The 23,181-nt window shown below is 59.9% G+C and carries 27 protein-coding genes and 3 pseudogenes; 12 read left to right on the top strand and 18 right to left on the bottom strand.

Annotated elements, in window-relative coordinates; genetic code table 11:
* Positions 1-70 precede the first annotated feature (70 nt).
* The gene (locus GR702_RS18315; protein ID WP_160987153.1) at positions 71-295 is read left to right on the top strand and encodes a hypothetical protein; all 225 of its coding nucleotides are present in this window, start codon (positions 71-73) and stop codon (positions 293-295) included.
* 219 nt (positions 296-514) lie between these two features.
* Here the strand turns inward: GR702_RS18315 and GR702_RS18310 are convergent, their stop codons facing one another.
* From GR702_RS18310 to GR702_RS18290, 5 genes are all read right to left on the bottom strand, one after another.
* The gene (locus GR702_RS18310) at positions 515-820 is read right to left on the bottom strand and encodes a hypothetical protein (RefSeq protein ID WP_160987152.1); all 306 of its coding nucleotides are present in this window, start codon (positions 818-820) and stop codon (positions 515-517) included.
* A 342-nt stretch (positions 821-1,162) separates the two neighbouring features.
* Entirely contained in the window at positions 1,163-1,744 is a 582-nt protein-coding gene (locus GR702_RS18305) for a hypothetical protein (RefSeq protein WP_160987151.1), read from the bottom strand.
* A gap of 531 nt (positions 1,745-2,275) precedes the next feature.
* Positions 2,276-3,424, bottom strand: coding sequence for a DUF2493 domain-containing protein (locus tag GR702_RS18300; RefSeq protein WP_160987150.1), 1,149 nt, complete (start codon positions 3,422-3,424; stop codon positions 2,276-2,278).
* A 74-nt stretch (positions 3,425-3,498) separates the two neighbouring features.
* Positions 3,499-3,948, bottom strand: coding sequence for a DUF736 domain-containing protein (locus tag GR702_RS18295; RefSeq protein ID WP_160987149.1), 450 nt, complete (start codon positions 3,946-3,948; stop codon positions 3,499-3,501).
* Positions 3,949-4,749: 801 nt separating this feature from the next.
* Complete coding sequence (locus GR702_RS18290) at positions 4,750-5,043, bottom strand: hypothetical protein (RefSeq protein WP_160987148.1); 294 nt, start codon at positions 5,041-5,043, stop codon at positions 4,750-4,752.
* 62 nt (positions 5,044-5,105) lie between these two features.
* Between GR702_RS18290 and GR702_RS18285 the strand changes: the two genes are divergently transcribed.
* Together GR702_RS18285 and GR702_RS18280 are read left to right on the top strand one after the other, a co-directional pair.
* Positions 5,106-6,053: a hypothetical protein gene (locus tag GR702_RS18285; protein WP_160987147.1), complete on the top strand. Its 948-nt coding sequence runs from the start codon at positions 5,106-5,108 to the stop codon at positions 6,051-6,053.
* An 86-nt stretch (positions 6,054-6,139) separates the two neighbouring features.
* A complete protein-coding gene (locus GR702_RS18280) occupies positions 6,140-6,451 on the top strand; it encodes an integration host factor subunit alpha (protein WP_202408367.1) in 312 nt (103 codons plus the stop codon).
* Here the strand turns inward: GR702_RS18280 and GR702_RS18275 are convergent.
* Positions 6,424-6,624 (bottom strand): hypothetical protein, encoded by a 201-nt coding sequence (locus GR702_RS18275; RefSeq protein ID WP_160987146.1) that lies wholly within the window; start codon positions 6,622-6,624, stop codon positions 6,424-6,426. The genes GR702_RS18280 and GR702_RS18275 overlap by 28 nt on opposite strands.
* 379 nt (positions 6,625-7,003) lie before the next feature.
* Between GR702_RS18275 and GR702_RS18270 the strand changes: the two genes are divergently transcribed.
* Entirely contained in the window at positions 7,004-7,468 is a 465-nt protein-coding gene (locus tag GR702_RS18270; protein ID WP_160987145.1) for a hypothetical protein, read from the top strand.
* A 4-nt stretch (positions 7,469-7,472) separates the two neighbouring features.
* Here GR702_RS18270 and GR702_RS18265 read toward each other — a convergent pair whose 3' ends face one another.
* From GR702_RS18265 to GR702_RS18235, 7 genes and pseudogenes are all read right to left on the bottom strand, one after another.
* A complete protein-coding gene (locus GR702_RS18265; protein WP_062069132.1) occupies positions 7,473-7,667 on the bottom strand; it encodes a hypothetical protein in 195 nt (64 codons plus the stop codon).
* Between the two features lie 238 nt (positions 7,668-7,905).
* Positions 7,906-8,274 (bottom strand): hypothetical protein, encoded by a 369-nt coding sequence (locus GR702_RS18260; protein ID WP_160987144.1) that lies wholly within the window; start codon positions 8,272-8,274, stop codon positions 7,906-7,908.
* Between the two features lie 476 nt (positions 8,275-8,750).
* A complete protein-coding gene (locus GR702_RS18255) occupies positions 8,751-9,023 on the bottom strand; it encodes a type II toxin-antitoxin system Phd/YefM family antitoxin (protein ID WP_202408366.1) in 273 nt (90 codons plus the stop codon).
* 45 nt (positions 9,024-9,068) lie between these two features.
* On the bottom strand, positions 9,069-9,377 hold the full coding sequence (locus GR702_RS18250; RefSeq protein ID WP_103095394.1) for an addiction module antidote protein: 309 nt from the start codon (positions 9,375-9,377) through the stop codon (positions 9,069-9,071).
* Positions 9,378-9,381: 4 nt separating this feature from the next.
* The gene (locus GR702_RS18245; protein WP_103095437.1) at positions 9,382-9,678 is read right to left on the bottom strand and encodes a type II toxin-antitoxin system RelE/ParE family toxin; all 297 of its coding nucleotides are present in this window, start codon (positions 9,676-9,678) and stop codon (positions 9,382-9,384) included.
* Positions 9,679-9,746: 68 nt separating this feature from the next.
* Positions 9,747-10,115 carry a DUF3768 domain-containing protein gene (locus GR702_RS18240; RefSeq protein WP_103095393.1) on the bottom strand — a complete coding sequence of 123 codons (369 nt, stop codon included), beginning with the start codon at positions 10,113-10,115 and terminating at the stop codon, positions 9,747-9,749.
* 17 nt (positions 10,116-10,132) lie between these two features.
* Positions 10,133-10,483, bottom strand: a pseudogene (locus GR702_RS18235) (hypothetical protein); the annotation flags it as partial.
* Positions 10,484-10,595: 112 nt separating this feature from the next.
* On the opposite strand from GR702_RS18235, the gene GR702_RS18230 reads away from it, so the two are divergent.
* The 4 genes from GR702_RS18230 to GR702_RS18215 all read left to right on the top strand — a co-directional run bounded on the left by GR702_RS18230 (position 10,596) and on the right by GR702_RS18215 (position 16,256).
* Positions 10,596-12,008: a tyrosine-type recombinase/integrase gene (locus GR702_RS18230; protein ID WP_062069127.1), complete on the top strand. Its 1,413-nt coding sequence runs from the start codon at positions 10,596-10,598 to the stop codon at positions 12,006-12,008.
* A 107-nt stretch (positions 12,009-12,115) separates the two neighbouring features.
* Positions 12,116-13,780, top strand: coding sequence for a hypothetical protein (locus GR702_RS18225; RefSeq protein WP_160987143.1), 1,665 nt, complete (start codon positions 12,116-12,118; stop codon positions 13,778-13,780).
* Between the two features lie 2 nt (positions 13,781-13,782).
* Entirely contained in the window at positions 13,783-15,891 is a 2,109-nt protein-coding gene (locus GR702_RS18220) for a site-specific integrase (RefSeq protein WP_155282051.1), read from the top strand.
* Positions 15,888-16,256 (top strand): TetR/AcrR family transcriptional regulator, encoded by a 369-nt coding sequence (locus GR702_RS18215; protein ID WP_052076616.1) that lies wholly within the window; start codon positions 15,888-15,890, stop codon positions 16,254-16,256. The genes GR702_RS18220 and GR702_RS18215 overlap by 4 nt, the downstream gene beginning before the upstream one ends.
* A 422-nt stretch (positions 16,257-16,678) precedes the next feature.
* On the opposite strand, the gene arsB is transcribed toward GR702_RS18215, so the two are convergent.
* From arsB to GR702_RS18200, 4 genes and pseudogenes are all read right to left on the bottom strand, one after another.
* Positions 16,679-17,758, bottom strand: coding sequence for an ACR3 family arsenite efflux transporter (gene arsB / locus GR702_RS18210; protein WP_037509304.1), 1,080 nt, complete (start codon positions 17,756-17,758; stop codon positions 16,679-16,681).
* Positions 17,759-17,771: 13 nt separating this feature from the next.
* Positions 17,772-18,203 carry an arsenate reductase (glutaredoxin) gene (gene arsC / locus GR702_RS22145; protein ID WP_037509366.1) on the bottom strand — a complete coding sequence of 144 codons (432 nt, stop codon included), beginning with the start codon at positions 18,201-18,203 and terminating at the stop codon, positions 17,772-17,774.
* Between the two features lie 21 nt (positions 18,204-18,224).
* Positions 18,225-18,722: pseudogene (locus tag GR702_RS22140) on the bottom strand (arsenate reductase ArsC); the annotation flags it as partial.
* Positions 18,723-18,731: 9 nt separating this feature from the next.
* Positions 18,732-19,082: an ArsR/SmtB family transcription factor gene (locus GR702_RS18200; RefSeq protein ID WP_037509303.1), complete on the bottom strand. Its 351-nt coding sequence runs from the start codon at positions 19,080-19,082 to the stop codon at positions 18,732-18,734.
* A gap of 210 nt (positions 19,083-19,292) precedes the next feature.
* On the opposite strand from GR702_RS18200, the gene GR702_RS18195 reads away from it, so the two are divergent.
* The 4 genes from GR702_RS18195 to arsH all read left to right on the top strand — a co-directional run bounded on the left by GR702_RS18195 (position 19,293) and on the right by arsH (position 22,309).
* Positions 19,293-20,348 carry an ArsO family NAD(P)H-dependent flavin-containing monooxygenase gene (locus tag GR702_RS18195; protein WP_037509361.1) on the top strand — a complete coding sequence of 352 codons (1,056 nt, stop codon included), beginning with the start codon at positions 19,293-19,295 and terminating at the stop codon, positions 20,346-20,348.
* Positions 20,349-20,423: 75 nt separating this feature from the next.
* The gene (locus GR702_RS18190) at positions 20,424-20,753 is read left to right on the top strand and encodes an ArsR/SmtB family transcription factor (protein ID WP_037509301.1); all 330 of its coding nucleotides are present in this window, start codon (positions 20,424-20,426) and stop codon (positions 20,751-20,753) included.
* Between the two features lie 105 nt (positions 20,754-20,858).
* Entirely contained in the window at positions 20,859-21,395 is a 537-nt protein-coding gene (locus GR702_RS18185; RefSeq protein ID WP_037509299.1) for a GNAT family N-acetyltransferase, read from the top strand.
* 167 nt (positions 21,396-21,562) lie between these two features.
* Positions 21,563-22,309 carry an arsenical resistance protein ArsH gene (arsH, locus tag GR702_RS18180; protein WP_062069117.1) on the top strand — a complete coding sequence of 249 codons (747 nt, stop codon included), beginning with the start codon at positions 21,563-21,565 and terminating at the stop codon, positions 22,307-22,309.
* 408 nt (positions 22,310-22,717) lie between these two features.
* Here arsH and GR702_RS18175 read toward each other — a convergent pair.
* Positions 22,718-23,044: pseudogene (locus GR702_RS18175) on the bottom strand (hypothetical protein); the annotation flags it as partial.
* Positions 23,045-23,181: the final 137 nt, after the last annotated feature.

The following is a 23,181-nucleotide window of genomic DNA, read 5'->3' as shown; positions in this document are numbered from 1 at the left end:
TTCGCATGGCGTGAGAGCGGTTATGGTGGCCGGGTTCAGAGCCGATCAGCCTGACCGAAAGGTACGAGTAATGGCGAAGTCACTGGACGCGGAAATGGCCGCGATCGAAGCCGAGGAACGCAAGCTGGTGGAGCGTCGCAAGGCGCATCAGCAGAAGGTGCGGGAAGCGGCGATCGGGACGGTCGAGAAGGCGGGGCTTTTCAAGCTCCCGCATGATCGACTGGAGCGGATCATGAAGGCGGTGAAGACGCTGGGCTTGGATGAAGTGGAGAAGCGGCTTCAGGCTTCAGCCTGAGCCGTTTCGCCACCGAACAAACGACCGATGGCCGCACGGAAGGGCTTGCCCATTCGGGCGGCCATTCCTTTTCAGGCGGCCCCCGGCGATGCGTAGCCCTGGCCGTCAGGCCAAGGCGAGCGAGCCGGGTGGGGTCGCGCAGCGGTCGGGACGGCATCAGACAAAAAAAGGGAAGCGCGGCCCTGTGGGGCTGCGCCTCCCTTGCGTGGCGATTCCGGCTCACCAGTTGAGCGGGTTTTCCATATACGCGGCATAGAGTGCTTCGGATGCCATGTGCATCTCGTGATCGATCTCGATCATGGTGTCGTTGAGGCGGTCTGCGTGGTTGTGGACCGTCTCGCGATCGTCGATCGTCATGGCGTTCCAGTCGATCATTTCGAGGAAGTCGTCGCGGCGGTCATGGATGCGGCAGGCGCTGTGCATTTCGGCTTCGAGCGAGGCGATGCGACGCTTGATGCGGATCTCCTTATCCGACTTGGGGATGAACTCGATCTTGTCTTCGGGGAGGGTAACTGACGTGCTCATAACGCTCACTCCTTAGTCAAAACGACAGTTACGGTCGGACCTTCGGGGCGCGGTCGGGTCAGGGACGCGAAAGGCGAGCCTTTCGCGCCGCGAAGCGGCGGTGGGGGTCACGATTTTCTTTGGTGGCCGCTACGGTGTGATTGGGGCGGGAATGCCGATCCACCGAAGAAAATGGTGGGGCCCCGCCGTCCTTGACGCGGCCGCGCACCGGAGGTCACAATGGGAAGACTGTGTGGTTGTTTTACCTATCGGCGTGGCGCGGTCGGCGATGCGTAGCCCTGGCCGTCAGGCCAAGGCGAGCGAGGCGAGGCCGCGCGGGCAGGCGAGGGGCTTTGCCGGGCGCTATGACCAGACCATGCGAAGGGCGCAGTTGGGCGAGGTAATCGCCGCCATCTGGTTGAGCGCCGGCAGGTATCGCGCAAGCCCCGGCTCGACATCGAGCCGGCGTGTCATGATTGGATCGGCAAGGCTGCCGCGCAGCTGCTCGATGCTGATCGTGCCGCAGCTATCCGTGTCGAGGCCGAGCATCGCAAGGATGGCGTAGGCGTTCGAGTTGGAGACCTCCATTTCGGGTGCGGCGTCGGGGTTTGTCGAGAGTGACACCATGATGTCGGGTTCGTCATCGCGGCGGGCAATGCGGATGCGACGGCCAAAAAATTGAGCGGTCTCGATCAGGGCGATCGCGTCGACGTCGAACGTGAAGTGACGGGCGATCATGGCGATCGGCATCATGGCAGCGCGGGCCTCCCACGCAAAGACGTGTTCGTCCAGCGAGCCGTAGTCGTGGATGATGAGGTCGAGGCCGTAGCGCTCGCCGTATTCGGCGAGGGTTTCGCGCAGGGCGCCCATCTGTAGGGCGTCGATCATGACGGGGCGCAGGTTGTCGGTTTCGGCGTCATCTTCGATGCGGAACGTGATGCTCATCGGGAACCTCCTTCGTTAAACTCGCCTCGTCTTTCCCTCTCCTCTCCAGTGCCGATCCGGTGACGGATCGGGGCCGCAAAAAGGCGCAATGGGTGAAAGGGCGAAATGACACCCGAAGGGGCACGGCAGGGCGGCCCGATGGTCCCGGAATGGGAGCCGCGGCGCTGGCAGACCGGCGCGGTTCTGTGTCCATGTTCGCGGCAGCAGCGCGCGCCGGGTTCGAGGCCCGGCGCGCGCTCCCCGCCCTCGATTTCTCGTGGCTGGTTCGAGCGGCGCGGGGCCGATCGTCTGGCCTGCGGCAGCTCCTTACCGGAGGGGGGAAGGTCGCCGCGTGCGCCGTCGCCAACGAGCCCCGACGGGGGCGATGTTGGCGGCGGCGCGCGCGGCGACCTGGCGTGGGGGGAACCGTAGGGTTTCCCCCACCTGGCACAAGGGCACGACAAAGGGCCCGCGCCGGGGAAGTCCCCCGATGCTGGCCCGATGCTCCTGCCAAGGAAAGTGAAGGGGCGGCGCTGGTCCGCCCCTGTTATATCATCCCCATTGCTGCCGCTTGGCTTCGGCGGGCATGGGTGCCTGTGCATCGTAGCGGAAGGCGTGGGTGGGAACGCCTGCGTCCTTCAGTTCGTCCAGCAAGTGCGACTGAATGCCGGTGCCTTGGCAAATGATCGCTTCGACGGGCCGGAGGCTGACAAGCTGGTCATTGCGCTTGAATCCTGCGCTCTTGCCAAAGCGCTGCGCGTTGGGGGCAAAAGTGACAATCGGGACGCCAGCTTGTGCGGCCCAAGCTGCGGCGATGGCGTCGCATCCCTTGCGCTGGCCGGTGGTGCAAAGCGTCATGCTCGGAATGCGAGCCTTGATCTGGTCAAGGCGGGCGTAAAGCTGCTGATAGTCGTGCCATTCCTGACCGCCGGAAAAGACGACAAGCGGGCCGGTGGGGTTGCGCTTTTCACGCAAGGCGGTGGCGCGGGCTTTGAGGAAATCGGCCGATGCGATCTGGCTTGCGGTGGTGGCGCTGGAAACCCTCGATCCGCGCGCGGTGCTCCATGGGCGGCCGGTCTGCGAACGGTAGCAGTTGGCGGCATAGTCGCGCATGCATTCGATCGCGGCGCGCTGCTCCATCTTGGTTTGCGCGCGGACCTGCAAATCTTCCATCTCGGTTGCATAGATTTCGCTGCGGTCGTCCTGCTCGATCCGGTCTTTCAGGTCACGGCAAAGCGTGTCCTCTTCGCGGGCCAGCTTCTCCGCTTCGTAGTGAAACGAATTGACGATGCCCCATGCAATCGCCTGCGAGCTCGGTTCAAGGCGGGTATCGCGGAAAAGGTCAAAGATCGTGTTCACGATGGCGTGACATTCTGCCTGCGCCTCGGCGGCTTCGGGCATGTCCAGTTCCTGCCGGTCGGCTCCCATTTCGAGAATGGAAAGCGCGCTCACGTCACCGAATGCCAGCGCGAAACTATCGGACACGCCATCTTGCGCGATCATGTCGGCGATCTCTGCCTGTCGTGCCAGTTCGTCCAGCTCGTCGGCGGCGGCTGCGGTTCCGGCTTCGTCCTCGTCGCGCATAGTGTCGGCAATCGCCTTGTCGAGGTACTGCCTGCGCAGTTCGGCGGGTGTGGTGCCGATAGCCTTGGCCAGTTCGGCAAAGCTGCTATAGCTGCGGTTATTCGTTTCCTTGGTCATGATAACTCATCCTTGGCAGGGGATAGCGAAAGGGTCGGGAGAGGGGGGCAACCCTCTCCCTTCCCGTCGGGGGATTAGAACGCGGGGACGTTGTCCTCTTCGTTCTCGGCGGCGATGCGGCCATCTTCGGTTGCGTTGCCTTCACCGAAATTGTCGTCACGCTGGCGGCGGCGGGTCTGGCGGGTACCGTCCATGTTCTGGCGCATGGGGGTCGGACGGTTCCAGACAACGCGATAGCCGTCCTCGTCGTCACCAAAGACCATGATTGCCATCTTTTCGGGCAGGCTGGGATCGTCGAGGCTGCCCTGATAGAAAACCTCGCCGGTGGAATTGCTGGTCGCCTCCCAAAGCGCGCCGACCTGAACCCACTTGCGGGCGACGTTAAGCGCCATGATCTCGAACGCGGGGGCCTTCTCGTTCGTGCTTTCGACGGGGCGAAGTCCAAGGCGGGCAAGGTCGACAGTCAGGGTTGCGATCGAACCGATGAGCTGGCCGTTCTTAAGGGCGAAAGAACCGATGTTCATAGCTATTACTCCTATAGTGCGGGGCCTGCCCCCTTGTCTTTGGTCCGGGGCGTCTCCCCTTCCCTTCCGACACACTAATTCTACTACCTAAACTCTAAATACTGAACTGCATTGATTTCTTGACAGCTATTTACCGTACATGGTGAACCTGAGCCTGAATAGCTGGCGCGGTAGCGACATTACAAAGAAACGTCGGCCCGACAGGGCCGTCATTACTGACCAACAGAACGTAAAGGGGTCGGTTGTCATTCACCGCACACGGAGCCACCTTCGCCTGTGTCCCAAGTGGCACGCCGGGGATCGCTCGATCAAAAGACGTCGCGCTGCGACCTAGCGGAGCTTGCCGGTCCGCGCTGGCTGTCTGCGACAAGCAGACAAAAGCCAGCCAGCGCGGACCGGCTAGCGCAGCTTGGTTGGAGGCAGCTTTTGATTGAGCAACCCGGTGTGCGACGCCGGGACACTGGCGGGGGTGGCGCAGTTTGTGGTGAATGACCTGGCGCGAGGTTGGTGCTGGGGATCGGCGTCCTCGCCGGTCCCCAGCATAGACAAGGGAACCGGCCCCGAAGGGGACGACAACAGCCGCAGGCTACTGGCATTGTGCGTGGCCAGGAGCGCGGTGGAGGGCTGCTGAGAGGGTAGGGGGCCTCATCGCGGCGCAGGGCCCTGAGGCCCGTTGCAGGCCCGCTGACGGCGGGGGCAGGGCGCCCGGGCAAGGGATCGTTACCCGCAGGGCGGAGACCCGAAGGGGCTCCGGGAGCCGCAGGCGACTAGAGCCCGGTCTCGCCGCAGGCGAGATGACCCCTAATCCCTTGGCCTGATCCAATGAATGACATGAAACCCGAGGCGAGTGATCTGATGCCTCGTGACTCTCCACTGCCCGTTGCTCAACCGATATGCGCGAAAGCATTCTGGATGAACGCATTGAAGAACCGGGCATTCGTCAACACGGATTAGCTTTTCAAAATTGCCATCATCTTTGGGATCGTTGACGATCCGCAGAGCCAGATGCTTGCCGATTGTTACGAGTTGGATTGTAATTCCACGACATTTGATCTGGTATGGAATACGGTAGGACTTGAGGGTGTCGATGCGCATGTTAGGCTCCATTCGGTGGAGCCGCCCAAGGGGCGCATGCGAGGGGCGAAGTCTAAAGGACTATGAAGACCTTTGAAGAAGCGAAGCTATCTCCAGAACAAATCGCTATTATTCATACCTCTATCGAACGTCGTGTCGATGGACGCGACATTCAGGATTTTCTGAAAGGCTTGGTGATCCTGTGTGCGCGGGGCGGGTCCGAGGAGTTCACACGCACGCAGATTGTCGCTGTGGTTGATCCTGGGAGGTCAGATTTCACATCGAACGTGTGGGCCAACGAGAAGAAGTTGCGGCGCCAGTTCGATGCCCACCGGGCCCATTTGTCGGAAGGACTGGATGGGTTGCTGGAGTTGCGGTGCGATCAGGATCGCAGACCCTATCGCTATCGCTTGGGCGTGATCGGAGAATCTGCGCAGGACATTGCATTCCAGCTGGACGGGTCGGTGTTGCGTTATCGAGTCAGCGAGAATGCGCCGAGGTTGTCACTGGTCGGGCGTTTGACTCATCCCGGAGTGGGGTTGCACGCCAAGGATTACCGAAGGTGGCTGTTCCTGACGCCGCTTCTCGTACTGTGTGGGACTTTCATGGTTTTCATGGCCGCGTTGTCAGGGGCCTTATTTTTCGCGGCAAAGGGCGTGTTTGTGGCGCCGATGACGTATTTGGCGCTTCTGACCGTGCCGGTCGGCATTTTTTGGTCCTTGTCGCGCCGATGGGATCGGTTGTTCACCGATCGCATTCTATTGCTTGGAATGGGCGAGGTTTCGGACAGTGATGGCGGTGTGGTTCTCGATTGCGAGCAAGGACGAGAGGGCCGAAGGGCGATCGTCATCAGGAGGTATGTCACAGATTGCCCGATTTGTGATGCTGAGACAGTGATGCTGGCGCGGGGTGGCGTGGAGTTTCCGGGGCGCATTGTCGGTCGGTGCCGAAATAGCCCGCATGAGCACGTCTTCAGCTTCGACAGGGTGACGCTTGAGGGCGCGCCCCTGCGGCAGCGGTGCAGGGGCTAAGGAGGCGAAGGCTTTCTAAGCACGCGAAAGAGCGCCACTCGGCCCGCAGGGCCCATAGATCATCAGAGAATGGGGATAGATCGTAAATGCCGGTAGAAGATGGATCGACGTTGACGCGCGCGGATCTTGCGGAGGCGCTGCATCGCACGGTTGGGCTTTCGCGGAATGAGGCGCTGCACATGGTGGAGCAGATCCTCGCGCGCATGTCGGATGCGCTGGCCGCGGGCGAGAACGTCAAGATCACGAATTTCGGGACGTTCCTGCTGAATGATAAGGCCGAGCGGATTGGGCGGAATCCGAAGACTGGTGTGGAAGTGCCGGTGTCCGCGCGCCGCGTTGTGACGTTCAGGCCGAGCCAGGGGCTACGTGATCAGGTAGCAGGATCTCTTGCACCGTAGGTCGCAAGGCCAAGCCACGAACCATTACCACCGCGAAACTGGCGCACCACGTCGCCGCGGTCCCAATGGCCGGTGAAGATGCCGCACCGGTTGATTCCGCCGACAGGGCGGGTGCGTGCGGCGAGAAGGCGCGCGCGGCGCGTGTCTCGATCAAGGTGCCGCAGTGGTTCCATGATGGTGATCCTATCCGCAGGAGCGATCGCGCAGCGATCGGTCAGATTTCCATGAGGATGTTCGCATATCCTCCGCGTCCCTCTTTTCTCAAGGTGCATGGGGTTAGGGACCGCACCGCTTGCGCTGCGGGTTGCCGGTCTGGCAAATATTATGGGACAGGGGGGTGTCGGGGATTACCAGACCGGCAGGGAACAAGACTGCTTCTCGCTCACCGGGGCGAGTTTTGAGTTTCAATTCCTAACGAACGGTTAATTTCAAGAGAGACCAAAGTTCTCGAAAATGAAATCTCAGGTCATTTGAATGACCGCATGAGCCTTGACTAGGGTGTTCTCTTAATGTTCTAACCTGCCCATAGGTCTCACCGAAGGAGGACAACCTATGAAGATGAAGGACGTACTGGAGGGGTACAATTACGATCTGCCCCTGATGGACGCGGTGAACGACGTCGAACTTCGACCTGTTCGCCGGCTGCTGGCGGGAGCCCTTGTGGGTGAGAGTCTGGATGCCGGATATTTCGCAACCCGCGAAATGGCTGATGCCTATTTCGACCTGTGGAACGACGACCGAAAGGGCGTGCGCTATGGCGAGGGGTACTTGGCCTTTGAGGAGATCCTCAAGGACAAGAACCCGCTGCAGATGAAGTTGTGGTATCTGACCTGCGAGCGGGATCTGAAAGAGACTGTGAAGGATATGCGCTGGCTTGCGATCCTGGCGAACCGTCGCGCCTATATGGCTCGGGCCGTTCGGGAATCGGGGGCGCAAGTGCTGCATGTTTCGGCGCGCAATCTGGTGGCGGGTAAGACGCCCGCCGAAATGGTGGCGGATCAGAAGGTCTGGAATTGAGCGCTCAGGCTACGAGCGCAAGAATGGTTTCCGGCTCGGTCGGCTGATGGCGCGAGACGCGGAAGGGTTGCAAAGGGTTGTCGGTACGCACGACGAACTGGTCGGCGCCGGTGGTGTCGCGAAGCTGACAGGCGACGGCATAGCACTTCTCGAACGAGGTGAGATGACGGCGGCGGGCTGAGAGAGACGAGATAGTCATAGGTTTGTCCTTCGGGTGATGTCCTTCGGGTGATGTGCGCAAATGCGCGGGAACGAGCCATGCAGGTTCGTTCATGTTAAATTGACCCATTGCGATCTATTATGGATGGAGCCGGAGTCGACGTTCAGGCGTTGCTCTGGTTGATCCACGGTAATGCATGGGTCTCATTCAATCGACGGGGTCGAAGCCGCTGCTACGGTTTCGATCCCGTTAGATTCTCGGCTGCATCAACCGTGAATTAGCTGAGCAGAACACCCGATAGCGCCAAGGCGCTTCCGCACAGTCCGGATACCAACAGAAAAAGGGACATTCTTCGGCTGCCGCTGAATGCAAAGACGAGTGCAGCGGCACCCACGGAGATTACCTCGATCATAACCGCGCGCTCCCTATTGGGATGCCCCTCGATCAGGTCCTGAAAACCCACGCCGTTAAGAATGGCGGTAAATGCGATGACCGCGATCCAACCAACTGCAAACAGTCGAAATGTGAAAGCGTGGTCCATGTATGGCTTGACGTCGGCGGGGAGCAGCCTGACTGCAAACCAATATGGGAGCACGAAAGCCAGCGGCGTTAATAGCCCGATCCAGACTAGAGTGGTCCACGTCATTGCCATCTCCTTCACCGCAGTTGTACTCAACGTCATGATCGTACGAACTTAGGCGATTGCAACATTAAATGCCTCTCGCCAAGCGTAGGCTGAGGAATGATCGGAAGCCATATAACTATCTAATAATTAACATAATAGTTGTTATCGCGCCAAAGCTATGCCCATGTTGCAGGGGACGCGCGCGCGTGTGATGATCGCCCTGTCGATGCAGGAGCAACGCGGATGATGGACCCGAAACAGATGACCGACGAACAGTTGGTCGATGCATGGGATAAAGTCGAAGACGGTGAAAACCTTACTGATTTCGAAAAGGCCGTGCTCGACGAAATTGAGCGGCGCAACATCGACTTGTAGAACGTCGTTAGAGTTATGACGATTTGTGCATGTGCATCGCAGGCATCTTGAACGTGGACACGAGAATGCTAATGGCCGCGCCAGGTGCCGGGTAAACGCGACCGCCCGGCACCGCCTTCATTTTATTCGGCCTTGGACACGGCGCTCTCGATTGGATTGGCCAGGTCCGGATCGACGACAGGCTCGGCATTAGCAATGGCGCTGAATGCCGCTTCGCTCAGTTCCTCAGGAGCAAGGGCGATGTGATCGAGCCGTGCCAGGCGTTCGTATTCCTCAGCCGACAGCATGACGACACGCACGGCACCATCGCGCTCGACCGCGATCGGGTGGATCATGGCTTTATCGCAGTAGAAACCGAAGCGCCTCGAAACTTCGCTCGAGCGGAAGGTTTCCATAGACAACCTCACGGTCTGATCTCCTGCAATTGAGGCCAGCGGCTGTTATGGCGCCGGTGTGATCGCCTGTTGATTTGGCTGAAAGCTGATACGCAATCCAAGGGCATCGGCAATTTTGCCGATCGTCGCGAAGCTCGGATTCCCTTCACCGGACAGGGCTTTGTAAATGCCTTCACGGCTAAGGCCGGTATCGCGTGAGAGCTTGCTGAGATTGCGAGCGCGCACCACGTCGCCCAGAGCGGCGGCGATTACGGCGGTATCACCATCCTCAGCAGCGGCGTCCAGATAGGCCGCAATGTCCGCTTCGCTCTTGAGGAAGTCGGCGGGATCGTAACGGCTAAAAGTCACGTCCATGATTTCATTCCTTCCATGCGTTCGCGATTGACTTTGCCTGCGCGATGTCTCGTGCCTGGGTGCTCTTGTCACCGCCGCAAAGCAGGACAATCACGATGGGGCCGCGCTTCATGTAGTAAACGCGGTATCCCGGCCCATAATCAATGCGAAGCTCGGATATTCCATCCCCTACGGGCTTTACGTCGCCCGGATTTCCGAGGCTCAAGCGACGCAGGCGGATCTGTATCCGGGCTTTCGCATTTGAATCGCGCAAACCAGCCAACCATTGATTGAAGGCGTTAGACTGGATCATCTCGATCATGTGATAACCATAGTTGACACACCCCTTACTGTCAACCGTGGTTGGCAATCGGAGCATCGGCCCGCACCTTAGAGATCCTCGCGAACCATGATCGTCATGACCCTGCGCGTGACGCTGGCGTCGGTGGGATCGGGCGAACCCCATTTCAGGTTGGCGTCATAGGCGTCGATCTGGAAATAGACGGTCGTGCCCCGGTATTCGATCTGGCCCCGATCGCGCTCGGTTCTGTCGTCGTCAGGATAGGTGAACTTGCGCACCTCTGCGAGGATCTGGGCCTGGGCCACAACCTCGGCCACCGGATTGTTGGCAAAGGTGCCGAGGCAGGTGCGGGTGATAACGGTTCGCCCGGTACGGTCGAGGCCGTGTCGGCAACGATCGTTGAGACGGGCGATGATTTCGCGTTCGGACATACCGGCTGCGACGGTTGCGAGGGACATGGCAATTCTCCTGTGGGTCAGGCGGCGAGACGGGGGCGCTGCGATACGGGCACGGCAGCGTTGAAGCGTTCGATCCAGCTGCGCATGGTCGGGCGCTCGTCGACGGGGATCGAGGCCGCGACGTCCTGAAACTGGATCAGGTCGAGCGGGGCATCACTGATGATCCGGTCGATGTCGTCGGCGGGCAGCAGCCGTTCATGGCGGATGAAGTCCGTCATGCGTCCCGGTCTCGCGCGCGTGGATTTGCGCCAGAGACCTTCGACCGTATGGAGGCGCGGTGCGGCGCGCGCTTCGACAAGGACGATCAGGCGAAGGCACCATACGGGCAGATTGCGGACTTCTGGCGGGGTCATCCCGATGCAGAACCATTATGTCGCCATTGAGACGATTCATTCTCTTTGACGGGCTATGGATATTGCCCCATCATCGATCGGGTCGGGGCAATAAAGCGGAAGCGCCCAGTGACATATCGAGGATTCAGTGCATCTTTTTCCGTTCGATCCTTGGCTCGGCGTCGAGCCTATATTTGTTGATGGGATGATGATCCGGCCTGCGCTTGATGACGCCATAAAGCAGGACGCAATCAAATACTTACCCGAAACAACTCTCCCTTCTCTCCTTCATTCCGACGGAAGCCCCGTTGTCGAAGTCAATTCGTTCATCACGTTCCTGCGATCCGATGGCGTGTCCCTTGCCAGCGCGGGCCACTATGCTCGGGATCTTCAGGTCTTTGCCCGCTATCTGCGGGATGTGCGTTCAAAGTCGTTACTCGACGCATCCAGTGTCGATGTAGGGAAATATCGCAGCCTTCGGCTCGAGGGGCCGGGCGAGCTCCGACTATCGGGATCGTCTTGGAAGCGCACGTCTGCGGCGTTGACGCGGTTCTTTCAATGGGCCGCCAGCGAGGAAGTGAGACTGATTTCAGTGGCGCCGAAAACCAGATTCCGCCGTGATGGCGCGGTTGCCGAAGATACGATCCGCATGATCCCGCTCGAGGATTACATTCTGTTCCGAGACCAAGGCCTGTTGGACCAGGGTCAAGCGAGCGGTATCACTCAACGCCGGAATCCGATGCGCGATGCCGCGTTCGCCGAGCTACTCGTGACCACGGGTGTCAGACTTGAGGAAGGCGCCAGCCTTCTGATCGGAGAACTGCCGACAACGAATGCCTGCGTCTTCCAGGGCAGTCGCACCGCCATGATCGACCTTCCCGCCACAATCACCAAAGGGCGCAAACCTCGATCGGTGCCGTTCCCGAGGCGGGTCGCCGGTAACTTTATCGACGCCTATGTTCGCGAGGAGCGAAGCCAGTTGGTCGATCGCTGGCGACGCGCGGGTGGGGTCCGGACCATGCGGCAGCCGCTCATCGGCACACTTGCGGGCGGGCAGCGCGTTTTGATCCAGGGCGAGCAACGCCCGCGGTCGCTGGCGACTCTGCGAATCGACGAACGACGGAATCTCCTATTGCTGCCCGGGTCGGGCGCGCCATTGGAAAGTGCGCAGCCGGCAGCATTATGGCTGGCGCAGGACGGCCAAGCCCTCACCCCCGCGGCATGGCAGTCGATCTTCCGGCGTACCAGCAAGAAGTTATCGGAGAACATGGGCTGGGACCTACAGGTATCGCCTCATACCCTCCGGCATACCTTTGCCGTCTACTGGCTTACGCACCTCATCAAAGCGGAAGTGAAGAGGCTCGACGGTCGATCTGTCCCAGATCGAACCGAGGAAATCTACATGAAGGTCGTCAGCGACCCCTTGCGCCGGGTCCAGCGATGGCTGGGTCACGCCAGCATCCTGACCACTGAAAAATACCTCACCTACCTCGATGAAGCCTTCGAACTCGTAGATCAGGCGGCCGAGGCGCTGGACTCTCGTCTGATGGGCTTCTTCTAGCAGTGGGACGGCCTCGCCTATCGTTCAGCGATTTACCTCCGCAGCAGGAGGAGCCGCAAGCTGACGCAATCCTAGCCTATCATCATCGTGACGGTGTCGGGCGCGAAATGACCTGGTTGCTGCACGAGGTAGGGAACGAAGGTCTGGGCCGCGATCTTGCCTTGTACCTTGGGCCGATGATGAACGAGCTGTTCGCCGGCCTGGCCGTCCCGAGTGTCGAACAGTATCGACAGAGCTGGATCCCGCTCGGCAAACATCTGTCCTCCAGCGGGCGCCTCGACGGGGGGCTTCGCGTGATTACGGCCGCTGACATCGATGCTTGCGACGTTCGGGGCCAATACTCCCGGTTCCGTTGCCTTGTTCACGGCCTTCGCGCGATAGACGAACGCAACCCTGATCTGCTACGTCCGGATCTGAAGGCGCGGATCAACTTCACGAGCCGTCACAATGGAACGGCATTACGGCCCCGCGAACCGTTGACACCGTTCGTCGCTCGCGTCCTGAAAGAGGCCGCTGATCGCAGCGTGATAGCTACACGCGAAAGGATCGTGGCGGGACGCGAGCAGATCGAAGCTTTGCGAAACAAGCTGGAGAGGAGCCGCTTTGAGAATGTGTTCCTGAAAGTCGCCGACGGCACGCGTGCCGCTCGAAGCGAGTTCGACATGTTCAAATATCGCAAGGTTGCCATCGCCGCCGCCAGCGATCTTCTCGTTCTCACACTGCCTGATGCGATCTGCTTCATCATCGCCATCGCGCTCCGGGTCGAAATGCCGATAGAATGCCTGCGGACCCTGCGGCGCGACTGCCTGAAGAACCCCGCGAGAGGATATGTCTCCATTGAATACACGAAGGGGCGAGGCGGTCTGCGCGCCAAGATCAAGCGCGAACGCGTGCGTGACGGTGGCATCAATACGCCAGGCGGACTCGTTCGCCTTGCCCTTGAACTATCCCGGCCCGCCGCCGAGCGAATGGCCGATCGAGGCGACCCGAATGCGGATTACCTGTGGGTCGGCTTCGTTGCAGCCGGACTGCCGAGCTGGCGGCGGTTCAGCCTTTCTACCCATAACTTCTACGCCGCTATCAGAAGCCTCGGCCTCGTCGATGAAGCGGGTAAGCCGATAACCAAGATCGTTCCCGCCCAGCTAAGAAAAACGGTGAAGCGGGACAATTACGTGCGCCACGCAGGCCACCTTCGCCGCTTCGCGAGCGATCACTCGAAGCCAGTTGCCGCTCGGCATTATGCCGCGGTGGACGGGCTTCGAGAAGAGCATGCGCGCTCGGTAGAGGTCGCCGAAGGTCAATTGTTCGACATGGCGATGATACCGTTGGTCCTGCCACCGAAGGAGGAAACCAGCGCGCTCGTAGCCGGCCTCTCGATCGGAAACCAAAAGCTCGACGCAGGCGCTGTCGCGTCGTTGATCTCAGGCAATGCCGATACGTTCCTCGGCATGTGTTCCGGATTCTGGTCGAGCCCACTTGGGCGGAATGACGACGGCTCCTGCGCCACCGCGTTCACTGGCTGCCTCCATTGCCCGAATGCTGTGTTCACCGCACGGAAGCTGCCAGCGTTGCTGACCTATCTGACATGGCTAGCTGATCGGCGCGCCGTCATGACGGAAGCGGAGTGGCACGAGCGCTACAGCGCCGACCATGATCGAATTATGGTACAGATACTCCCCGTGTTCGACGCTGGCGATATCGAACAGGCTCGGTCCACAGTGGAAAATACCGCTGTGGCGCCAGCTCTGCCGCCACATCTTCAGCGGGGCTGAGCATGCGTCCGGTTCTGGAACGTGCCGAAGCATCTTGGCGGATTGACCGTTCGGCATTGGTGATTCCGCCCCACATGGTCGTGAGTGGCCGTGAGCAGCAGAATATCTCTCTGGTCGGGGACGATAAGTGGCTGCTCGAATGTGCCATCGCGCGGCCGAAAAAGGCCCATGAAGCCTGTATCTGCTTCGGTCGGATCGCCGATGCTGATGAGCGGGAACTCGTACGAGAATATCTGTTCCTGTCTTTGAACTACGACTCCCGAGACAAGGTGCGCGGCCGCCTCGGCGTCCTGAAACCTGGTTCGCTGATGCAGGTCGGCAATATCATCCGGTATTTTTTGCAAGAAGTGCGGGAAGCCGGATTTCAACTACACGAGATCGATCAGCCTTGGCTGGATCACTGGCTGTCCGCGAAGCGGCACCTCGCACCGGCAACTCTTGTCTACAAGATCCTCTGCGTACGGCGACTTGCGCTCTATACGCCCTACCTGTCGTTCCGGGGGATCGGGATAGCTCCTTGGGGTAACCGTTCAGCGACTCGGATCGCGGGATACCGGGGTGGCCGAGAAAATGTCACACCGCGAATACCGGAAGCCATTAGCGCGCCGGCGTTGCGGTGGGCCATGTTCTACGTCGATCATGGGATCGACGATCTCATCGCCCGACATCGAATAGCTGGCGTCAACATCGCCGCGCGTCGGCAAAGAGTGTCACCGAAACTAAGCGACCAGCGCTTGCGCGCTTATTTGGATGCACTTGAAGCATCAGGCTCTGGAGTACCGGCGACCCAAGATGGTCGACCCGCGTGGCCAGAAATCTGCAAGGCCAGCGGTCTCGGCGTGGAAGTGCTGAAAGCACGCTCGGCTATGCTCGAGAAGGCAATCTCGCAACTCGGAACCGAGCGCCCAGGCGCAAGCAGTGTTTGGGCCAACATGCCAGGAACAAACACTGCGTGGCGGTCGCATCTTCCTAGCTTCAGCAGTCGTTATACCTTCATACCGGCGATGGCCGCGTGCTATCTCGTAATCGGCCTATTATCCGGAATGCGAGGCGAGGAAGCGGCCGCGCTCAAGCGTGGTTGCCTAAGACTCGTGCGAGACGAACATGGGAAGGTTAAGGGCTACGAACTCGTCGGAAGAATCTTCAAAACCCGCAAAAACGTCGACGGCGCTGAACATCGCTGGACTGTAATAGAGCCTGTTGCCAGGGCCGTATTGGCAGCAATACGGTTGCAGGACTATCTACACAACAGCGCCGATCGAACGGAAGCGCCGCGAGATGATGAGCCCCTGTTCAAACCGGCCTTGATTCGGGGGGTAGGCAATGTCCAGCTTACGGCACATCAATCGACCGTATACCTAAACTACTTCGCCAAGGAGTGTCGCCGGCTCGCCGAAGAAATGGCAGCGGCGGCGCCCGCCGAAGCCGACCGCATACTGGCACTATATCATATCCCGGACGAGGGTGATAAACCCTGGCGGTGGCGTACGCGTCAGCTCCGCCGCACCCTTGCATGGTACATCGCCAGCCAGCCCTTCGGCGTGATCGCGGGCATGATACAATATGGGCACGCGAGCGCCATGATGTTCGAAGGCTATGCGGGCACTTCCCAATCCGGCTTCCGTTCGGAGATCGAAGAGGAACGTCGCCTCGCTCAGCTCAGCGATATCGTCGAGATGTACGAGGACTGGAAGGCAGGGATCAATCCAGGCGGCCCCATGCGCTCGAAACTCGTCGCCGAATTTACAAGCATCAGGAGCAAGATTGGTGATCTGCCCGGCACGGTCGTTGATGATCGGCGCCGCGCAAAAATGCTTTCAAACACTGCCGTCACGCTTCATCCGGGTTATATCAACGACTGCTTCTTCTATGCCGACCACGCCCTCTGCTTGAAGGTGAAAGGAGCTGAGGTGCAGCCGGCATTTACGAGGTGCCAGCCTGCTCGTTGTCCGAACAGCGTGGTGGCGAGGCGGCATGTGCTGGCTCTGCAATCATGCATCGCAGATGCCGAGACCATGAAAAATAGCAAGAACATCAGCCCGATCCAGAAACACGCCATTGAGGCACAGATCGTTATTTACAGACAGTTGCTGGAACAGGTCGAACGATGACGAGGAAAGCGAACCCTCCCCGAAAATCGCAAACCACCGTCGCGCTGCTTGACGCCTATAACCGCTTGCGCGACGGCAAAGGCACCGCGACGAATGGCAAGCTGAGCATAACCAATGTTGCCCGCGAGGCGGGGGTCAGTCGAGCGACGGCCTATCGATGCTCCAAACTTCTCGCTTTGTTAGATGAAGCTCCGAAGCCGCCGAAGGCCAAACCACAAATCACGAGCGGTAAGGCCGAGCTGCGCAACGTGATCAACCAGTTGCTCAATCGTATCATCATGCTGGAGGCTGCGTTGGAAGCCAAAGAGGCGGAAATCCGGCAATTGCGTTCAATGCTGCCAAAACCAGGGGCGGCCAGCTCATGATGCGAGCGAGCCCTGAGGACATTACAATCGACGCCACGTTGCACGCTCAATTCGCTCTACGCTACATGGCGACGCGAGCCCGTCACGGGCGGGATACCCATTGAACGCAGATTCAGTTTAGAACCCTCCCCGCTTGCGCAGCACTGATCCTGCCCTGCACAACGCTTGATGGATTTTGGTTGGGCCCATCGCTCGACGAAAAATTCTCTCAATCAACAGCCTGCCTGCGACCAGCAGCTTGAACGGGTATCTCGCATGTAAATGACCGCGATGGGCCGCTTGCTGTCCGACCGGTTCTGGTTTGAAAAACGAAGAAAGCTGCCGTTGGCGAAGTGATGTCGAGCAGGCGCAACTGCTGTGTCTGTGCCGAGAGGGCTATCGTTGAGAGATCTCGGCGCAGACAACAGTTCGCGAACTCAGGCTCAGGTGGACGCGCGCGCCCGCTGTGGCACAGTGTCAGGGAACCAGCGCCGTCCAAACCAGAAGGCAACATTGACCAGCAGGATCAGGACCGGCACCTCGACCAGCGGCCCAATCACTGCAGCGAACGCAACCGGCGACGAAAGCCCGAAAGCCGCAATGGCAACCGCGATGGCGAGTTCGAAGTTGTTGCCTGCCGCTGTGAAGGCAACGGCCGTCGTGCGCGGGTAATCGCTCTCGACGAGCTTCCCCATGAAGAACGCGATCGTGAACTGGACGACGAAATAGATCGTCAACGGGACCGCCACGCGCAGGGCATCACCGGGCAGCGCGAGAATTTCGCTTCCCTTGAGGCTGAACATAGCAACGATCGTGAAGAGCAGCGCGACCAGCGTCACGGGCCCAATCTTCGGCAGGAACGTGTGCTCATACCACTCGTTGCCCTTGGCCTTCGTCAGCACCTTTCGGGTCACGAAGCCGGCGAGGAACGGAATGCCAAGGTAGATCAAGACAGCTTGGGCAATCGTCCAGAAACTCACGTCGATCACGCTACCTTCGAGCCCGAACAACGGCGGCAGGAAAGCCAGGAAGAACCAAGCGTAGACGCTGAAGAACAAGATCTGGAAGATCGAGTTGAACGCGACCAGCGCTGCAACGTACTGGTTGTTGCCCTTCGCAAGTTGGTTCCAGACGATAACCATGGCGATGCAACGCGCCAGACCGATCAGGATCAGGCCGGTCATGTATTCCGGCTTGTCGCGCAGGAACAGGACCGCGAGGGCGAACATCAGGACTGGTCCGATAAGCCAGTTCTGGATGAGCGAGATCACAAGGATGCGCTTGTCGTCGAGGATATGAGGCAGTTCCTCATACCGTACCCGCGCAAGCGGCGGATACATCATGAGGATCAGGCCGATTGCGATGGGGATGTTTGTCGACCCCCAAGACAGGCTGTCGATTGTCTTTGGTAGGCCGGGGAACACGGAGCCTAAGCCTACGCCCAGCGCCATGGCCAGGAATATCCAGAGGGTCAGATAGCGATCAAGGAACGAGAGACGTTCCGGCTTGGGCTCGATGGTCATGGGTCCTGCTCGCTCAGCCAGCTACGCGATTGCCGGCCGCATCGACCACCTGTTCGCCGTCTTCCTTCGCGAAAGCGCCTTGCTGCGCAGCGGGAATGAGGTCGAGCACTTCTTCGGACGGACGGCATAGCTTAACGCCGAGCGGTGAGACGACCAGCGGCCGGTTGATAAGGATCGGATGCTCCATCATCGCATCGATCAATTCGGCATCGGTGAGGTCGGCATTACCCAGGCCCAGTTCGGCATAAGGCGTGCCTTTCTCGCGAAGCAGCGCGCGAGGGGTCATAGCCGCACGCGAGATCAGGCTTTCCAGCAATGCGCGCGAGGGCGGCGTCTTCAGATACTCAATGACGTGCGGCTCGATGCCGGCATTGCGGATCATCGCGAGGGCATTGCGCGACGTGCCGCACTCCGGGTTGTGGTAGATGATGATGTCGGTGGTCATACTGTTTACTCCAGCTTTGAGGCTCGCACCTTCGCTTTGGCCGATTTCGAGAAGTTTTTGCTGCATCGCCATCTTGTCGATGCTGTCGTGCGGGAGGGTGAGGAACAGCGAGATGCGGTTGTGAAGATAGCGCAGCGCCTTCAGGAACGCCTCGCGCTGGCCTTCGCCTTCAACTGCGGCCGGGTCCTCAATACCCCAATGCGCCGTGATCGGATGTCCGATCCACACCGGGCATGTCTCACCGGCGGCGTTGTCACAGACGGTGAAGATAAAATCGAACTTAGGAGCGCCGGGCTTCGCGAACTCGTCCCAGCTCTTGGAATACATGCCCCGCTTGTCGATCCCCATTTCATCGAGAACCGCAAGAGCCATCGGGTGAACCTTGCCCTTGGGCTGGCTGCCGGCGCTGTACGCCACGAAGCGATCGCCACCGAGCTGGTTCATGAGCGCTTCGCCCAGGATGGAGCGCGCGCTGTTACCGGTGCATAGGAACAGGACGTTGTAGGTTCTGTCGGACATGGAGCACCCTCAAGCTGATGTATCGCAGCGAATCTTGGCGATCAGGTCCGAGCACATCTCCGGCGCCCCCTGGCAGCAATCCTGCATGAGGAACGTGAGCAGCCGCTGCATTCCGGCATAGTTGGCGCGGTAGCGGATGAGGCGGCTTTCCCGTTCGGATTGAACGAGGCCTGCGCGCTCAAGCGTGCTCAAGTGGTGGGACATCGTCGACTGCGGCACGCCCGCGCGCTCGGCAATGGCGCCCGCGACATGGCCTTCCGGCCCTGCCTGGATCAGCATGCGGAACACGGACAAGCGCGTTTCATGCGCCAAAGCGCTCAATGCATCGACTGCCCACACCTGGGAGTTGAGGTCATTCATGATTCGTCGATCCTTCTAGGATTATCGAAATATGGGCGCGCCGAAGGCTCGTCAATCGATATTTCCAAAACCGTGGAAATATGGATTCACCGTGCTATTGCGGTCCTTAGAGGAATGCACGTCGTTCAAAGTTATGCGAGCTCAAGCAAGCTGCTGCGGCGCCAATGCTTTCTCCAGCACTGCCTCGATCCTCGGAATGGGAGCGACCGAATGAAAACGCACGACATCGTCATAGTTGGCGGCGGGCAAATGGGGCTGTCGTTGGGCTATTATCTACGCCGTTCCGGGGCAGATTTCGTGATCGTCGATTCAGAAACCGGTCCTGGCGGCGCGTGGCGGCATGGCTGGGATTCGCTGCGGCTGTTTTCTCCAGCGGGATACAGTTCATTGCCCGGTTGGCTGATGCCCCCGCCCTCACACAAGGGGTATCCGACCCGCGATGATGTGCTCGATTACCTGAGCCGCTACGAGGAACGCTACAAGCTGCCCATCCAAAGGCCCGTACGCGTAGAGACCATCCGCCGGTCCGGCGCTCATCTGGAGGTTGTGACGGAGGATGGGCCCTATTTTGCTCGCTTCGTTGTCAGCGCGACCGGTACTTGGTCGCACTCCTATGTGCCTGAGTATCCCGGTCACGATCTGTTTGAGGGGACGCAAGTCCACTCCGCGCTGTACAACCGCCCGGAGGCCTATGCCGGGCAATCGGTGCTGGTTGTCGGGGGTGGCAACAGCGGCGCGCAAATCATGGCGGAGATTGCTCCGATTGCCAGCGCGACCTGGGTTACAACACATGACCCACTGTTTCTTCCCGATGATGTCGACGGGCGGGTACTCTTCGAAAGGGCCGTGGCTCGGATGAAAGGGCCGCCAGATGGAGAGCCTGTCGGCGGTGTCGGCGACATCGTGATGGTTCCTCCTGTCAAAGCGGCGCGCGATCGCGGCGACCTCTCCTCGGTGCGGCCATTCACCCGAATGACGGCAACAGGCGTAGTTTGGCCCGATGGATCGGAAACAGCCGTGGATGCGGTGATCTGGTGCACCGGATTCAAGCCGGCGCTCGACCACCTGCAATCGCTGAACGTGGTGGAGGCCGATGGCAGGGTCCACGTTGAGGACTATCGCTCGATCAAAGAGGAACGCCTCTGGATGGCCGGATACGGCGATTGGACGGGGCCTGGCTCCGCGACCCTGATGGGCGCTGCACGAACCGCACGCGATGTGTCCGCGCTGCTCACTTCGGCGCTGGCGGAGGCTGCCGACAGCTGAGGCACCGGCCGGCTTTTTATCGGGAATTTCCGATTCAATATTGACGATCGCAATCCAATCGGTAAATTACGATGAATGAACACCGAAGAAGCCCTCGCTCTGCTTTCAGCGCTCGCGCACCCTACGCGACTGGAGGCCTTCAGGCTGTTGATCCGGCATGAGCCCGGTGGGCTTTCCACGGGTGAATTGGTCGAGGCATCTGGGCTGAGCCAGAGCACATTTTCGACGCACCTCGCCGTCATGGTGAAGGCGGGTCTCGTCATCGCCGAAAAGCGCGGGCGACAGCAAATTCAGCGCGCCAACCTGGATTCCTTGCGCGGCGTGATGGTCTTTCTCGCCAAGGATTGCTGCCAGGGTCGAACCGAACTCTACGAGCCGCTGCTGGCTGAGCTGACCTGCATCTGACGGGACGCGAGTGAATCCCGTTCCTGTAAGTGCGCCCGCAGTGCAGCGAACCGGCCAGCGTTTGCCTGCCATGTTGAACCTTAAAAGACCACTTGGAGTACGCCAGTGACGATCTCTGTTCGAAGCGTGACCGTCGATGACGCGGAAGCCATCGCTGCCATCTACGCCCATCACGTACTGCACGGCACGGCGACCTATGAGATCGTTCCGCCCACGGTTGCCGAGACCACCGTCAAGATTGAGACCATCACCGACCGGAATTGGCCTTTCCTCGTCGCCTGCGAGGGAACGGAAGTTGTCGGCTATGCATACGCGACGCAGTTCCGAGATCGTCCTGCCTACGCTTTTGCTTGCGAGAACAGCATCTACATCGCGCATGATCGACGGGGCTCCGGGATCGGCAAGCGACTTCTCACGGCTTTGCTTGATGCTGCGGAAACTTACGGCTTCCGGCAAATGGTCGCTGTGATCGGAGGCGGCGAACCTGCTTCCGTTGCGCTGCACGGATCCTGCGCCTTCGAACACGTCGGCCGACTGACAGGCATGGGCTGGAAGGCGGGCCGATGGCTCGACACCGTCTACATGCAGATCGCGCTTGGCGGCGGCACGGCTTCTGCGCCGACAGCGGATCGACCGGCCTAGAGCCCAAATACCTGTGCGGTCGGTCAGTGCCGCCCGGTTCTTCGACCGCGATGCCCTGCGATCGTCCCGCGAAAAAGTGGACCGCAGTCGTGCCGGGCGAGGTTCGAACAGACATTTTGCCGCCGAAATGAAGCGGCGTGCAGCCGACTTGAGAAAGGTATTCGAGAATGAGATTGCGTGAACTCGCAGCCCCCGACCATTTGCCGGCGTTGGACAAGGCGTTCGCATTCGAGCGTCCAGCCACCGGCCTCGGCTCAGACCAGCCTCCGCCCCGCATTCTGTTGCTTTATGGTTCGCTCAGGGAACGCTCGTTCTCGCGCCTCGCCGTGGAGGAGGCTGCTCGCCTGTTGCAGTTCTTCGGCGCCGAGACGCGGATCTTCGATCCCAGCGACCTGCCGCTGCCCGATCAGGTGGCCGGAGACGACCACCCGGCCGTGCATGAGCTGCGCGAGCACGCGCTCTGGTCCGAAGGCATGGTCTGGTGCAGCCCGGAGCGACACGGCCAGATCAGCGGCATCATGAAGATGCAGATCGACCACCTCCCGCTTCAGATGCGCGGGATGCGGCCGACGCAAGGACGGACACTTGCCGTCATGCAGGTGTCCGGCGGCTCGCAATCCTTCAATGCCGTCAATTCACTGCGCCTGTTGGGTCGGTGGATGCGGATGTTCACGATCCCCAACCAGTCGTCGGTAGCAATGGCGTACAAAGAGTTCGACGAAGACGGCCGGATGCGGGCGTCGAGCTATTACGATCGGATCATCGACGTCATGGAGGAGCTGGTCCGCTTCACCGTGCTGATGCGTCCGCATGCGGTGCAACTTGTCGACCGCTATTCCGAACGCAAGGAGGCGGGTGTTCCAGTCGATGCCTCCACAGACCATTCTGCGATCGCCATCGCGCCTCAAAGCTGAATCGAAGGTCCTCTTGGCCTGACTGTCAAATGGGAGTGTCGATGAAGCGGTACTCCCAACGCACCAAGTATCCGGAGGAATGGCAGGTTTCGGGGGCGGCACGGCTTGGCCCAAACGGCCGATTTGGGCGCGTACCAGACATTTCCCAATCTGTCGGCGCAATGATCAAGGCCGCATCAGCAACCCGACAGGCAATGGCAAGTTAGTTTCTTCCGCTCAGCAAAGTCATTCCGGATGCCCCCGCGACGAGTCGCGCCGCCTTCGGCGGTTGCGCTCGGGACAGTTGCAAAGTGCAGTAGCGCTTTGCAACTGTCCCGAGCGCTTCAATGGTCTCGAATCGTCTCAAACGGCGGTTAATTTTATAGCGCATAAATAAAGGGTTGTGATGAGACGAGACACCATCTGCAAACATAAGAACCAGCAGCTCGATTTGGGCGGAACGGGCAGACCAGCAGCGGCAATGCGGCGTTCGCACGCTTCGCGGTCCATGCCCCATCCGCGCAGCGGATAGCGATAGTCGTAGAGTGGATCTTCGATCTTGGCGGCATGGGTGTAGCGGATCGTATCGCGCTTTCCGGCATCGAAACCGATCAGGCGCGTCACCTTCTGGCCCCTTGCCCATGCGTCGATCGCGGGCTGCCATGTTTTCAGGAAGGCGTCCTGTGGCGCTTTCTTATATTTCAAGCTGCAGCTCGAACCGCCGAGCGATTTGCTGGGCAGGGTCGCGTTGGTGAGCGCCATCTCGAAAATATGAAGTCAAGTTGTCTATGATGGCGTTTGCTGCCGTGGATATCAGGGGCTTATTCTCAATTTACCTGCCCGCGGTGTTCATGAACAATCTGAACGATCGGTAGAGTTGCAAAGCGCTACTG

Origin of the sequence: Novosphingobium silvae (genome assembly GCF_009856825.1) — a bacterium.
GTDB lineage: Bacteria > Pseudomonadota > Alphaproteobacteria > Sphingomonadales > Sphingomonadaceae > Novosphingobium > Novosphingobium silvae.
Note: the sequence above shows the minus strand (reverse complement) of the source record. Positions and strands in the feature narration are given on the sequence as shown.